We start from the raw sequence: 13,846 nt of genomic DNA, 5'->3' as shown, positions 1-13,846 counted from the left end.
GGATTGTTTAATGATCGAATGAATTTGACAATTAGAAAGAGAGTGAACACTCTGTTCAATATTTTTTGACAGATCAACGGCAGCGCACTCACACTCTTCGTCGACATCGTGGAAGCGGGGAATCTCAGCCTGGCCGCGCGGAACATGAAGATGAGCCGGGCCAATATCAGCTATCACCTGACCCAGCTTGAAAAATCGGTCGGCATGCAGCTGATGCGGCGCACGACACGGCGGGTCGAGCTCACGGAGGTCGGCCAACGCCTCTACCACCATGGGTGTGTCATTCGCAATGAAGTGTTGGCGGCCAAGGAGTCGGTGGCCATGTTCGGCAAAGGCCTGTACGGCTCGGTCCGGCTCAGCCTGCCAACCGGCTTTGGGCACATAGTGATGTCCGGCTGGCTGATCGAGTTCAAGCGCCTATATCCCGACATCGCTCTCGATCTGCTGTTCGACAACCGTGTCGACGACCTCTTGCGCGAGGAAGTGGACGTGGCGATTCGGGTGATGTCCGACCCCCCGCAACAGATGGTGGCAATCGAGCTAGCGCAGGTGCGCTGCGTCACCTGTGCGTCGGTCGAGTACGCCTGCGGGCACGCCATGCCGTCGCGGCTGGAGGAACTTGGCGGTGTCCCTCTGATCACGTCGGCCGTGGCTGGACGCAATCTGAGGGTCTCGGCATACTTGGGCGAGGAACGGCGCGAACTGACCCTGCATCCGTAGAACAAAGGAAGAGTGTCACCGTTTCCGAAGGAATGTCGTCAATTCGCGCGGCAACGGCGCGGCAACCGGGCGTACCATCAAAAGAATCAAGGACTTACGCCCAGCGAACTAATATTGTCACCGGCTGAGGGTCGCGAAGTGTCAATCGAAGGCGTGCAAATGCCTGCACGGACCCGGAATGCTACGCCGGCTCCATCTGGCGAGCCGACATCGGAGAGCCGAAAGAGGTAAAGGTCCCTCTACCCATGGCTCCTGCATCCCAGGCCTTGCTCAAAGTACGAGCGCGCGAACGCTTTGCGTTGGTCCGGCCTCATGGGCCGTGGTCGGTCGGGTCGCCAGGCCCCGTTGCCATAGAATGCATGACAATGCGCGCAACGGTGTGGTGCCTCGAGAAGCTGCACATTCAGGCAATACGGCGCTTGATGTCCGCACTGCCTACATGCCGACTCCACAGGGCAACGATGCGCAGGACATCGACTCGCTGTCTCTAGTTGGTGCAAGAGGGAGTGGTACCCACGCACCATACAGAAATGGCAGTAGCGAAACACTTCGCTATAGCGTCGCTGATTGGTTTGCTCGATGAGTGCCATGTGCAGCGATTTGGTTGGCAAGCCCAGCGCTTCGTTCAGCCGAACGACATCGATGAATCCTCTCTGCGGCGGAAGGCTCTCGTAGGGATCGATGTCCAACCTTACCAACCGCATCACAGCGACGCCTGACAAGGCATTCGCCACTTTGAGTTTCCAGAGGATCGAGACGAGCGATTCCCGTGGATCGATCCACTTCTTGTCGAACACGTAGCCCAGCGCCGGAGTGAGCTTCGCCTCGTCGAGCGTGAGGATAGGGAAGCGGGCCACCTTAGAATGCCCTCACAAGGCAGCGGAGACGAGCACACGACCGATTGCATGGCGTGACTGGACGTAACCGGAATGCCGTACCGCGTGCGCCCATAGCGCTGGCTCGGGACAGTAGCCCGGGCAATCCCTGAGCTCGCTATCCTTTAGCAGGATCTCTACGGCACGGACAAACGACTCCATTGGGATCTCGAGAGCCCCAGGCAAGCTGGCCTTGTGGTGCGCCGTCTCGAACGCGTCCCACAGCGCGTCGGCATCGCTGACCAGTCGATAGCCAGCATCAAAGGCTTGCGGAACGTAAAATCGGGTAAAGCTCCATTCGCTACGCTCGGGATAAGCCGTCTCGTCATAGCCGCTCAAACACGTTGCCACGTCCTTCGCATTTCGTATGCCGTAGAAGGCCAATTCCTCGACCATCAGCCGCGCGACAATCTGAGTTTTCCCAGCCAACTGCATGGCCGTTTTCTGAGCGAGCAATTCCTGTTGCCCGACGAGGAAGGTGAACAACTTGATCTGCTGTCGATCCAGCGCATCGTGAACATCACGCAGCCATTCGTATTCATTGTCGTTGTAGCGCTGCGCCTCATCACAGAAAAGCAGAACCGTCCCACTTCCTGCCCGAGCGGCGGCCTCACGAATCCTCAGTGCGAGGCGCATACGTTTGGCCGGGTTGGCGCCAGCGTTAGGATCCGGGTCGCCAACCGCTTCAAGCAGGTTGGCGAAGAATGGTCCCTCGGCATGCCTCGGCTTGTGTTCGCATCGTGCGTGGTAGCTGGTCATCCGTGGGTGTTCGCGTGCCAACAGCAATCGCACGTACTCGATCGCCCGTGTCTTACCGATGCGCGACGGGCCGTAGATCAGGGCGCCCATAATTCTGTAGCGCAGACATCGAGTGACCAGTTCGTAGAGCTCTTCGATGGCCGGCGTGGCGATACGATAGTTGCCGGTGACCAAGGGGTGCAGCGATGGATCGATCGGACGCGGTATCTGAAGCGACATGATGACTCCCTCGCGGAGGACAGGGTTAAAAGACTTGGCCGGTACCGATAGACAGCTTCTTCGGTCGAGTCGGTGTTTTTTTCTGCTCGGAAGCCTTGTCTACTTTCTGCTCTGACGCGGCGTTCGTTGCGGTCTGCGCGGCGGATGCTCCCCGCCCCATCGCAGTTCGCGCCGTCGGCGCGGATGACAGAATCCGCTTTGCTTCCGCCAGTTCGGATGCCGCCTTCCGTGACTTCTTTGCCTGCGCCATCTTTCCGTCGACGTAGTCTCCGATGGGATCCGCATCAACGGGCCCACGCGACCGCTTCTTGTCTTTCTTCTCCTGATTGATTTGCTGGCGTAGTTTCAGGTTATGCCGTATCACGCCCCAAGCCCCTTGCGCCTCCAAGACCCCAAACTCAGCGCCGTCTGGTTGGAACGCGCGGACACAGCGAAGATCATCGGCATTCAGGTAAATAAGCAAGCTCTTGCCGATCAAATCCGTGCTGCACGCAAGGACGTTGCTTGTGTAGCGCACACCATACAAGTTGATGTGCGGTCGAACGCCCTGCTGGAGATATGCTCGTACGGTGCAACGCTTGGCCGATTGCATTAGACAAAGGGTACGGCGACGATGCTCGGGCAGCCATGTCACCAACTGTTCCTTGCCGCGAATGAAATACTCCATCGCTTCAAGCGGCGTGACATTGTTCAGGCCGGCATGCGGCGTGCCGTTGTAGCTCGCAATAGCGTATTCGACCAACTCCTCTAACTCGTCAAACGACACATACAAGCGTAGCTTTCCCTTCGGATCGGCCAGCGCGCGCCGCAAATCACGGGGATGCGAACCCGTGTAGCCAGGCAATCTGGAAGACAGCCTGCTCGCAATAGTCCCGAAGAAGCGTTCGATGTAGGGGCGATCATCGGGACTGTACTTCGGTCCTGTGTCTGCGCAACAGCCAACGAACTCACACAACGCGTCGAGCGTCTCCTTGGCGAGATTCGCCTTCGCGTTGTCCAGCTTCATCCATTCCCAGGTTGTATACGCCAGCTCTGGGAGGCGCTGTGAGGGAAAGCCGTCGTGCGGACCGTAGGCCAAGCCAGGAATCGTGAAGTCGCGCAGTCGATGCGGCTCCAAGGCCGACTCGATGGTCTTGATGACGTCGTAGCGGCTATACTCGCGGCCAATATGCGCAAGCCAAGAACGATCTGCTGATACTCGCAGGCTGTGTTAAAGCAGACACCTCCAAACACATAAGAGGATCTGGGCGATGATCGCAAGAAGAACCACCATCCGGCAACTACCGCTTACCGAGGTCGTTGACCGCGACACTCCCGGCGCGACGCCGGTTAGCATCACCACACCCGAGGGTGGCACCGTCTATCACACGGTCCCGCTCGCAGACCCCGCCACCGGCAAGCGGCGCGACGCACGACCGCAGTGGATCCCAAGCACCTTCCCTCTCTTTCCCGTTGTCCGACTTGCTGACGGCGCGCCGTGGGCTGAAGCGAACATCTGGCTCATCGATATGCTGGAGTCGAAGTCCTCGCCCAATATGCTGACGTTCGCCAGCATCGCTGACGATCTGGTGGCGTTCCGTCGTTACCTGGACGACGAGGATATCGACTGGCTAACGTTCCCCGCAAACAAGCGACAACGGCCGACCTACCGCTATAGCGCATCGATCAGGCTGGCCGTGCAGGCGGGCGAACTGTCTGCGGGTGTCGCGAAGCGTCGTATGGGTGCTATAGCCCGCTTCTATCGCTGGCTCATAACCGAAGCCGGCTTCAGGCCCGCGAACGCGCCGTGGGTTGAATCTGATCGCTTCATTGAGGTCAAGGACCAGAAGGGATTCAGCGGCGTGATCGAGGTCAAGACCACTGACCTGTCGATCCGCTGTCGCCGCGCGGAAGACCCGTGGGACGATCGCATTCAGGACGGCGGGCGCCTGCGCCCGCTCTCCTCTTCCGAGCAGTCGGTGTTGCTTGAATCGTTAGCCGCTCTCGGCAACATCGAGATGACGCTCGTTCATCTGTTCGCTTTGTTGACGGGCGCTCGCATCCAGACGGTATTGACCGTGCGCGCGAAACACGTAATGCGCAAGCCAGGCGAGTTTCACGGCGACGACATCCGTCTCGCCTGCGGGCCGGGTACGGGCATCGACACGAAGGGCGGTGTCAAGGGCGTGTTGCACCTGCCCCGGGGTTTCTACGAGCGGCTGTACATCTACGTGCACAGCGATCGTGCGCGCAAGCGTCGCCAACTGGCAGACGGCGGAGATGACCACGACCAGCCGCTCTTTCTGAGCCATCGCGGTGCGCCGCTCTACGATGATCTCGCATCGCGCGGCCCGGTCAGCACTGGCCCAAAGGTGCGCCGTCACGTCAAGACTGGACAGGCCGTGCGCCAGTTCATCAAGGACGAACTATTGCCCATGATGCGCGAGCGGCTCGGCAACCTCAGGTACGAGTTTAGCTTCCACGACCTGCGTGCAACCTTTGGGCTGAACATGGTCGACGCGATGACCGCGAATGAGACCAGGTACACACGGGCGCTCGATCAGTTGCGGCAGCTGATGTGGCACGCACGACTGTCCACCACCGAGGGCTACCTCAGCTACCGCGAGAACCGCAAGCTGTTCGACGCTGTGCAGGACAGCTGGGGCACACACCTGTCGACGCTGGTCACGCGCGCCCTAGACACCGGGGTGGCAGTATGAGCCGGGTGTACGAGGAAGTTCGCATGCCACTCGCGGTGGGCACGACGCTGCTGCATCCCGAGCGCGCGCTGCTAAAGTGGGAAGGAATTCGCACCCGTTCCGATATCGGGCAGATCTGCTACCTGACGCGTGACACGTCGAACACGCGGCACGCGCGGCACACGTTCGATCCCAGAAGCTTTAGCAGCGAACGCACTAAGGTTGTACGCCTGCTGGTGACGCAGCTTTCCGAGCGTTTGACCCTTGGCGCCTTGCGTCCGGAGACTATCTACGGTGCTCTGCGCGGCGTGCTTGACTTCGCCAACTGGGCCGACAGGCTGGGATTGCATCAGGTTCTCTGTGACGAGAATGCTACGGCGGAGGCAGTTCATCGCTTCTTTCGCGAAAAGCGTGAACAGGTCTCACTAGGCAAGCTGAACCACAATACCGTCGCGGGCATTCAGCCTAATCTGTTGTCGATGCTTCGTGAGTTCTTCAGAAACGACGACTTCTGCGCCGATGCGAGGGTGCTGCGCCAGCAATGGTATGCTAATGGAACGACAGTTGTGCCCGACGCCGAGGCACAAGCCGCCTTGCTCGCGTGGGCTGACGCGCTCTTCAGCAGCATCAGCACGCTGGTGCTCGACTTCAAGCCTTATCCGTTGCGCGTGACCACGGCGCGAGGTGAGAATCTTTGCCTCGTTCCGCACACACATGGCCGCAGAAAAGGGCACGACTCGTACGGCTTGCTTGGCTGGAATCTGGAGACGGGACAGCTGCGCACCCGGGAAGAGATCACGAGGCGCTTGGCCGAGGCTGGAGCTAACAATCCTCGCCATCGTTCGTGGGGCATCGCGTGGTTAACTGCCAAACATCTCGTGGCGGCCAACGAAGACGCACAGTCACCGATCCGTCGCTCGCACGCTTCGTTGGCGGCCTTTTGCTTCGCCACGCTGTTTCTGGCTGAAACGGGCGTCAGCCTCGCGCAGCTGCTGGCAATGAAATGGAGCCCGGAGCTCGCCGCGACCCTGCAGGATGCATCTGTTGTACGTCAGAAGTTTCGCGAGGTTAAGTACCGTGCAGGTGGAAGGGAAGTTGCGTTCACCGTCTCGCTGGCCTTCATGCCAAAGCTCAAGGCGTATCTGGCATTGCGCAGGTATCTTGTGCAGGACGAAGACTGTGACGCGTTGTTCGTCGTACTCGGGCATCATGCGCAGCTACGGCGGCTAACGGCTCTCTCAGCCCAGTTCCTTGATCGGCTTTATAGTCGGCTCGAGACGCTCGGGATTGTGCTGCCGCGCATCAGCGCTCGTCAGTGGCGTGCGGCGAAGCAGGATTGGGCGGTGAGCAATCACGGTCCTGTCGTTGCAGCCAGGCTGATGGGCCACTCCTTGGCCACGGCGCTGCGCTCGTACTCGAACGGCACGGACACCGCGCACAAGGCTGAGATGGGTGCATTCCTCGCTTCAGTCGAGAAGACGGTGCTGAAGGCTGGCAACGACCCGGCGGGCTCCATCAAGAGCGCGGTGGGCGTCTGCATCGAGTTCCACAAGCCCGCGCCGATCGCGGCTTCGGTCACCGTACTGCCTGACTGCCGCTCGACCGAAGGGTGTATCTTTTGCGATCAGTACCGCGTGCACGCTGACGCCGCCGACATCCGCAAGCTGCTGAGCTGCCGTCACTGCGTCAGGCTCGTAAGCGGGCGTGCTGACTCGTTCGAGCAGTACGAGAGCTCGTTCGGCGCGGTGCTGCGAAGGGTCGACTTCCTCCTGAATGAAATACGGAAGCGCGACGCCGCGCTGGTCGGTCAGATCGAGCACGACGTTGATATTGATGGAAACCTGGACGCTTTCTGGTCGACCAAGCTTGATCAGCTTTACGAATTGGGAGTGGCATGAACAATACGCTGATCGCGGCGCTCGCCGAGCGCCCAGACTGGTATCGGATCGAAGACGATGCGGTCGTGACACCCGACAAGGCCGGGAAAGCTGCTTCGCTGTTTGGTGACGACGCCTGGGACATCCGTGCATATACGATTGGATCGCGCCGCACCAGTATCCACTTTAGGGGTCATCCGCTTAACGACGCAGGCCGCACCCTTTCAGACGCGACTACACGTCAGTGGAAGCAGGTCATGTACTTTCTGATGCACGAAGCGAGCGAGACGGTACCTGCGTCCAGTACTCTTCAAGGTTGCTCAGTTTACCTGAAGGACTTTGCTTACTTTGCCGCCGAACGCCAGCTTACTCTTTATGAGGGGCTATCCAGCGTCGCCGTTGTTCTGGACTATGCGGCACAAGCCGGGATGGACATGAAGGCCCAACGCCTTCATTCGATTCTGGCGAAACTTTACCGAGTGGGCGCCGAGGCCACAGGGCTGCGCGTGCCATTGGCCCAACTGCATAAGCCCCTGCTCGAACGCTCCGCGCAACACGCCGGAAACTCCCAATACGCGGTCATCCCGACGCGGATTTACCAGCACTTCCTGTCGACCTGCGAGCATGATCTCGGGATCGCCGAGAGCGTCGCGAACGCGCTATCGGACTACCTCGCGCGCGCATACGCTGGCGAACGCCCTGACGTCTGTGCCTCACTGAAGACGGCTGCTGTCCACTTCGGGTGCACGGACTCCCCTTACGTCGTGATGTCGCTTGTGGCCTCGATCAGCGCGTTATGCCAGCTGGTCATCCTGTCGTTCACCGGCATGCGCGCGATGGAAGCAGAGAACCTGCCGTACGACTGTCTGAGGGAGACCCGGCTGGATGGTGTGATGCACTACGCCATCGAGGGCGTGACGACCAAGCTGTCCGGCGGGCGTCCCAAACGCGCATGCTGGGTGACGAGCCCGCTCGGTGCTCGCGCCGTCAGGCTCGCGCAACGGCTGTCGGGCGAAGCGCATCGTGCGCACGGCGCACCAGGCTACGCCGAATCGAAGGACGGTTCCCACCTGCTGTTCTGTCGGATGGGTCTGCATCTCAAGTACGTGGCAAACCGGGCGCCCACTACCATATATATCGAAGTCGAAGCTTTTCGTGAGCGCGTCTTCCCGACGATCACGGCCGAGGACATCGCTGAACTGAAGCGTGTCGACATGCACCGCGCATGGGAAGACGAACCGAAGTACGCGGTCGGGCAGCAGTGGCCGTTCACGCGTCATCAGCTTCGCCGCTCGCTCGCGCTGTATGCGCAACGCAGCGGCCTCGTCACGCTACCGACGCTCAAACGTCAGTTGCAGCACATCACGCAGGAAATGAGCATGTACTACGCTCGCGGCTCGGCGTTTGCGCAGGGCTTCATTGACACCGACAAGGCTCACTTCGCGAAAGAATGGGCCGAGGCACAGGGCCTGTCCGAGTACCTTGCGTACGCTGAGCAGGTGCTGTTCTCTGACGAGCGGCTGTTCGGGGGGCACGCAGCATGGACACAGAGCCGTGCCGTGCAGGCGTCGCCTGTGTCGGTCTACTCACGCGAGCAGACGGTGAGGATGTTCGGGAAGGGCGAACTGGCGTACCGTGAGACGGTGCTTGGCGGGTGCGCCAGCGTCGAGCCGTGCAAGTCGACGCCGCTCGATTGGATGCGTCTGGATTGCCTTGAATCGAACTGCCGTAACCTCGTGATCGTGCCGTCGAAGCTTCAGCGCGTGATCAAGGCACAGCGCACCACAGTCGAGAAGCTGCGCGCTGTCGATGAGGCGAGCGTCGAATGCCGCATCGAGGCACAGACGCTGCAACGACTTCTTGACGCGCAAGAGAAACTGATGAAACCGGAGGCCGCATGAGCGATGCCATGACCGACTACTACGCCGCCCTTGAGCGGCTGAAGAAGCGCAAGGGTGCGCGTATCAACAACGATACCGTGGCGATCGAGGCGGGCCGCAAGAAAGGCAGCATCAAGAAGTCGCGTCCTCAGTTTGCCGAGCTGATCGCAGCAATCGATGCGGCCAACGCCGTAACCGAGCGGCCAAAGCTCGAACTGACCGAACGTCTGAACCGAGCGAAGGGCAACGCGAAGGATCTGCAGGCACAGCTTGACGAGTCGCTGGCTCGCGAACTCGCCCTGCTGCGCCAGGTATTCAGCCTGCGCAAGGAGCTGGCCGCGCTGCGTGGCGGTAGTGTCCTGCCCTTGCAGTCGCGCTAGATCTCGAAATACGATATAGCAAACTTGTGGAGGAAGATGGACACGCGACGGACGTTGTGTCCACTTTTTCTCCCAATCTAATGGACGTCTCGCGGTCTGCCGATTCCAGTAATTTCAAGGCTCGGCCTGATGTCCATCTTTTTTCTCTTGCGCGTAGGCCAAGCCCAAGGTGAAAGCCCAGCACCGCACGCGTGCAGACGTCGATGATCGCAAGTAACCAAACGCGTTCGATCTCGAATTCATGCTCAAAGCCCAATGCATCGCGTACGACCACCTTGAGACGGATATCGAGTCGGTGACCGTCGAATTCTACGACCTGGTAGGGGCGCATGGCCGGCCGACTTTCCGCCTGATCGTAGTGCGGAAGCCCCTTCAGGTGCGTGGCGCCTGCCGCCCGTGCCGCGGTGCGGAAACTGCGCGACAACTCGTCTTTAAGGCGCGCGGATAGCGACCGAATGGCACCGCCTTCCGTATTGAAGGGGTAATCCACCGCCGTCAGGCCGAGGGACCGGCATTGCAACAGAAACTCCCCGTGCAGGGCATGCAGGCCGACCAAGCGCGTATGAAGTCGTCCATTGGTATGCACCTGTTTGAGCAACACGCGGCGCTGTTTTATTTTTAGGAGCAGCCATCCTGCCAGCGCCGGATAGCTTTCTAAGAAGAGCGCGAACGCGCCTGCTTTACCCCGTCCATCTTCGCTGGGCCGACCATTGACGGGACTTATGCGGACGTACTCATTGACCCGCACGTACCTCAGCAAGGCGCGGAATCCAAAGATGCGTCCGTCAGGATGCAGCGCCAAGCCTCGCTCGAGCCACCGATAGAGCTGTCGACGGTCCACGCCGGTTGCCTTCTCAATTTCCTTGACACTTTCGCCGCTCGCATAACGCTCGATGGCCTGCACTCTTACCTTCGTGACCTCTCGCACTTCGGCGTCAAGCTCCGTCCACGCTATGCTAGGCCACGCGTTCAAATCGAGGGATTGGAACTCAGGCTTTCGGCGCGGCATCATCAGGACTCCCTGACTGCAAACTTCGTCATCCACGACAATGCGTCGGTTCGCAGTTCCTCAGCATGCACGCGACCGGTATGCAGCAGATTGAAGATGGCGGCCCGCACGAGCACGGGGTCACCTTTCGAGAACTCTCGCTCGATGGCTGAAAGCGTCTTTCGACTGGCGACAAAGCGCTCGACCGCATCAAGCAAGGACACCGACACGAGACCTTGCGTGGCTATGATACTCGGCAGCATACGCAGCCAGTTTTCTATCCAGACGCGTGAAGCGGCGTGTTCGGCCGCGTCGACCAACCGGACATTGACCGTATCAGCGTTCAACTCGAGGCCCTCCTTCGCTTCTTCATCGATCACTGGATCCGGCAGGAGGATCAACTCTTGACGATCGGAGTACGAGACCAGGAAGTCTGCTAAGTGCCGCCTCTCTCGAAACTGAATGAATCCGGGGCGCTCACAAAAGTGGCCGATTGCCGGATCGGATTCGATCAAGACCCATTGATCGAGCGCACAGCGTCGGTAGAAAGTCAGCCGCCGCTTCAGCTTTGGACTGAATGCTTCGAAGCGGTGCGCACCGCGCGGGCGGACGAGCGCAACCGGCTCCGCTATATGCAGAGAATCTTCCATGAGATCAATGCCTTACGAGCGGGATTCGAAGTCTAGGACGCCAATTGACGAAATTAATCCGGACTAATGCGAATTGACGATTTTGCTTCGTGGGGAGTGCAAGCAATAGTGTCAATTCACCGGCCGGATTTCTATATTCGACGCGGGTTCCAGCTGGATTCCGGAGTGACAGACTTGCTCCGTTCTACGATGGAGGAACCTCGCCATCGAGGAGCCAAAGAGTGCGGACCACGAGCGGTTCGTGAAGGCGCTGTGCAAGATCGAACCCGTGGTGGGCGAGGTCCGCAGTCTCGCGCGGGAGTTTCTCGGACTCATGCACCGGCGAAGTGTGCTGCATTTCGATCGATGGTTGAAACGTTTGTCGTGCTGCGACGCTGAGGAAATGCCGCGGTGACCGCCTGGCTTGCCCGCTACGCAGACAGCACCGCGACGCTCACCACGTATCGCCGCGAGGTGGAGCGGCTGATCCTGTGGGCCGTGCTTCAGTTGGGCAAGCCCTTGTCCTCGCTGACCCATGAAGACCTGCTTGCCTACGAGCGCTTCCTCGCCGATCCGCAACCGGCCGCGCGCTGGGTGCTGACCGGGACCAAGAAGCTCGCGCGCAATCATCCGGACTGGCGCCCGTTTGCGGGGCCGCTGTCGCCCGGCAGCGTGCGCCAGGCGCTGGTGATCCTGAACGCCTTGTTCGCCTGGCTGACCGAGGCGGGCTACCTGGCCGGCAACCCGCTCGCCCTCGCCCGCCGCCGCCGCGCCCCCGCCCAGGCGCGCATCACCCGCTATCTGAGCCACGACCTGTGGGAGGTGGTCAAAAACACGGTCGCAGCAATGCCGGCCGAGACGGCGCGGGAACGCCTGCACGCGGCCCGTTGCCGCTGGGTGCTGACGGTGCTTTATCTGGGCGGCTTGCGCGCCGCCGAGCTGACGGCCACCCCCATGGGCGCGTTCTTCTGCCGGCGCGATGCCCAGGGCATCGAGCGCTGGTGGCTGGAGGTCACCGGCAAGGGCAACAAGACCCGGCTGGTGCCGGCGACCGACGAGTTGATTGCCGAGTTGGCGCGCTACCGCCGCGCCCACGAATTGCCGCCTACCCCGCAGTTCGGGGAGACGCGTCCGCTGGTGCTGCCGGTGATTGGAAAAGCGGGCAGCGAGAAACCGCTGTCACGCGGCGCGCTGCACCTGATCCTGAAAGAGGTGTTCGGCATGGCCGCGGCGCGCCTGCGTGCGCGCGGGCCGGAATGGGAGGCGCAAGCCGCGGTGCTGGCCAGTGCCTCGGCGCACTGGCTGCGCCACACCGCCGGCTCGCACATGACCGACCAACAGGTCGACCTGCGCTTTGTGCGCGACAACTTCGGGCACAGCTCGCTGTCGACGACGAGCGGCTATCTGCACAGCGAGGAGGATGCTCGCCATCAAGCCACGCAGGAGCGGCATCGGATCGGCTGGGGCAGCAAGAGGTAGACGCCCGTGGAAATTATTTCACCATCATGAAACTATAGTGGGCACCAACAGGCGCGCTATGATCACCCCCTATCATCTCACCGGCGTTGCAACCGGCCCGCCACACATGGGGATGCGCCATTTGTCGAACGACGCCCGCACTCCCCACCAGCCAAGGCACACCATCATGGATCTCGAACTCCGCAATCAACGGGTGCTCATCACCGGCGGCAGCCGCGGCATCGGCCTCGCTTGCGCGGTCGGCTTTCTGCGTGAGGGCGCGCGCGTGGCCATCGTTTCGCGCAGCGCAGAAAACTTGGCGAAGGCCTGCGCCAAGCTGGCCGAAGGCCAGGGCGAATTTGCCAAGGACGTGGTCGCGGTATCCGCCGATCTGACCCATATCGCCGAGGCCGCACGCGCGGTGGAAGAAGCGGTGGCAGGACTTGGCGGCATCGACATTCTGGTGACCTCGGCCGGCGCGGCCAAGCGCCGGCCGCCGGACGAGCTGACCCCACAACTGTGGCAGGAAGCCATGACCGCCAAGTACTTCAGCTACATCAATGTGATTGACCCGGTGGTCAAGCGCATGGCGCAGCAAGGGCGCGGCGCCATCGTCAACATCGTGGGCATGGGTGGCAAGATGGCCAACCCCGCCCACCTGGCGGGTGGCGCAGCTAACGCTGCATTGATGCTGGCCAGCGCCGGACTGGCCAATGCCTACGGCAAGCAGGGTGTGCGCGTCAACGCGGTCAATCCGTCGGCTACGCATACCGAGCGCTTGCAGCAGGGCATGGAAGTGGATGCGCGCATCGGCGGCATGACAGTGGAGCAGGCGCTGGCGCGCGCCAACGCGCGCACCGGCCTGGGCCGCCTGGCCACGCCGGAAGAGGTGGCGGACGCTGTGCTGTTCCTCGCCTCGCCACGGGCCAGCTATATTTCGGGCTCCATCCTGTCGATCGATGGCGCTACCACGCCGATGGTAGTCTGAGGTTGCCAGCCTATCGCGTAGGGGCGCATGGCCGCGCAGCGCGTGCGGGGGCGCGCGCCGGGATGGGAACCGCAAGCCGCGGTGCTGGCCAGCGCCTCAGCGCACTGGCTGCGCGCGACAACTTTGGGCACAGCCGACGACGAGCGGCTACTTGCACAGCGAAGAGGATGCGCGGCATGAAGCTACTCAGGAGCGGCATCGGATCGGCTGGGGCAGCAAGAAATAGCAGCCTGCGCCGAACCTTCACCATCGTGAAATTTCGGCGCCATCCCATTGATACAAGCTTCCGTTCAAGTTTTTGGTCGCATCAAGGCGATTAATTGCATTTTATAAGAGCTGCTTACGGAACATGAGGGGTAAGCGTCCAGTTCTTCCGCCTTGAATCGATCCACGGG

8 protein-coding genes and 4 pseudogenes are annotated in these 13,846 nt (G+C 61.0%); 8 read left to right on the top strand and 4 right to left on the bottom strand.

Annotated features, from left to right (window positions below; translation table 11 throughout):
- Positions 1 to 72: 72 nt before the first annotated feature.
- Positions 73 to 717, top strand: a pseudogene (locus AC3WRR_RS04110) (LysR family transcriptional regulator); the annotation flags it as partial.
- An 872-nt stretch (positions 718 to 1,589) separates the two neighbouring features.
- Here AC3WRR_RS04110 and AC3WRR_RS04105 read toward each other — a convergent pair.
- Together AC3WRR_RS04105 and AC3WRR_RS04100 are read right to left on the bottom strand one after the other, a co-directional pair.
- Positions 1,590 to 2,573: an AAA family ATPase gene (locus AC3WRR_RS04105; RefSeq protein WP_058697493.1), complete on the bottom strand. Its 984-nt coding sequence runs from the start codon at positions 2,571 to 2,573 to the stop codon at positions 1,590 to 1,592.
- A gap of 154 nt (positions 2,574 to 2,727) precedes the next feature.
- A pseudogene (locus tag AC3WRR_RS04100) lies at positions 2,728 to 3,741 on the bottom strand (integrase core domain-containing protein); the annotation flags it as partial.
- Positions 3,742 to 3,823: 82 nt separating this feature from the next.
- On the opposite strand from AC3WRR_RS04100, the gene AC3WRR_RS04095 reads away from it, so the two are divergent.
- Genes AC3WRR_RS04095 through AC3WRR_RS04080 form a run of 4 tightly spaced genes read left to right on the top strand, consistent with a single transcriptional unit; the run spans position 3,824 to position 9,388 of the window.
- The gene (locus tag AC3WRR_RS04095) at positions 3,824 to 5,272 is read left to right on the top strand and encodes a site-specific integrase (RefSeq protein WP_058697492.1); all 1,449 of its coding nucleotides are present in this window, start codon (positions 3,824 to 3,826) and stop codon (positions 5,270 to 5,272) included.
- A gap of 23 nt (positions 5,273 to 5,295) precedes the next feature.
- Positions 5,296 to 7,149 (top strand): hypothetical protein, encoded by a 1,854-nt coding sequence (locus AC3WRR_RS04090; protein ID WP_058697491.1) that lies wholly within the window; start codon positions 5,296 to 5,298, stop codon positions 7,147 to 7,149.
- Positions 7,146 to 9,029, top strand: coding sequence for an integrase (locus AC3WRR_RS04085; RefSeq protein WP_116318642.1), 1,884 nt, complete (start codon positions 7,146 to 7,148; stop codon positions 9,027 to 9,029). Before AC3WRR_RS04090 ends, AC3WRR_RS04085 begins: the two co-directional genes overlap by 4 nt.
- Complete coding sequence (locus AC3WRR_RS04080; RefSeq protein ID WP_058698246.1) at positions 9,026 to 9,388, top strand: hypothetical protein; 363 nt, start codon at positions 9,026 to 9,028, stop codon at positions 9,386 to 9,388. The genes AC3WRR_RS04085 and AC3WRR_RS04080 overlap by 4 nt, the downstream gene beginning before the upstream one ends.
- Here AC3WRR_RS04080 and AC3WRR_RS04075 read toward each other — a convergent pair.
- The gene (locus AC3WRR_RS04075; RefSeq protein WP_327077467.1) at positions 9,324 to 10,433 is read right to left on the bottom strand and encodes a helix-turn-helix domain-containing protein; all 1,110 of its coding nucleotides are present in this window, start codon (positions 10,431 to 10,433) and stop codon (positions 9,324 to 9,326) included. The two genes, AC3WRR_RS04080 and AC3WRR_RS04075, sit on opposite strands and share 65 nt — an antisense overlap.
- Positions 10,400 to 11,026 carry a hypothetical protein gene (locus AC3WRR_RS04070; protein WP_058698244.1) on the bottom strand — a complete coding sequence of 209 codons (627 nt, stop codon included), beginning with the start codon at positions 11,024 to 11,026 and terminating at the stop codon, positions 10,400 to 10,402. Before AC3WRR_RS04070 ends, AC3WRR_RS04075 begins: the two co-directional genes overlap by 34 nt.
- A gap of 384 nt (positions 11,027 to 11,410) precedes the next feature.
- Here AC3WRR_RS04070 and AC3WRR_RS04065 point away from each other — a divergent pair.
- The 3 genes and pseudogenes from AC3WRR_RS04065 to AC3WRR_RS04055 form a co-directional block, all read left to right on the top strand.
- Positions 11,411 to 12,484: pseudogene (locus AC3WRR_RS04065) on the top strand (tyrosine-type recombinase/integrase); the annotation flags it as partial.
- A gap of 166 nt (positions 12,485 to 12,650) precedes the next feature.
- The gene (locus AC3WRR_RS04060) at positions 12,651 to 13,451 is read left to right on the top strand and encodes an SDR family oxidoreductase (protein WP_058698243.1); all 801 of its coding nucleotides are present in this window, start codon (positions 12,651 to 12,653) and stop codon (positions 13,449 to 13,451) included.
- Between the two features lie 27 nt (positions 13,452 to 13,478).
- Positions 13,479 to 13,677, top strand: a pseudogene (locus AC3WRR_RS04055) (tyrosine-type recombinase/integrase); the annotation flags it as partial.
- Positions 13,678 to 13,846 lie beyond the last annotated feature (169 nt).

The organism is Cupriavidus sp. FW305-3-2-15-C-LB2 (assembly GCF_058787575.1).
This window is presented reverse-complemented; position numbering and strand designations above follow the sequence as displayed.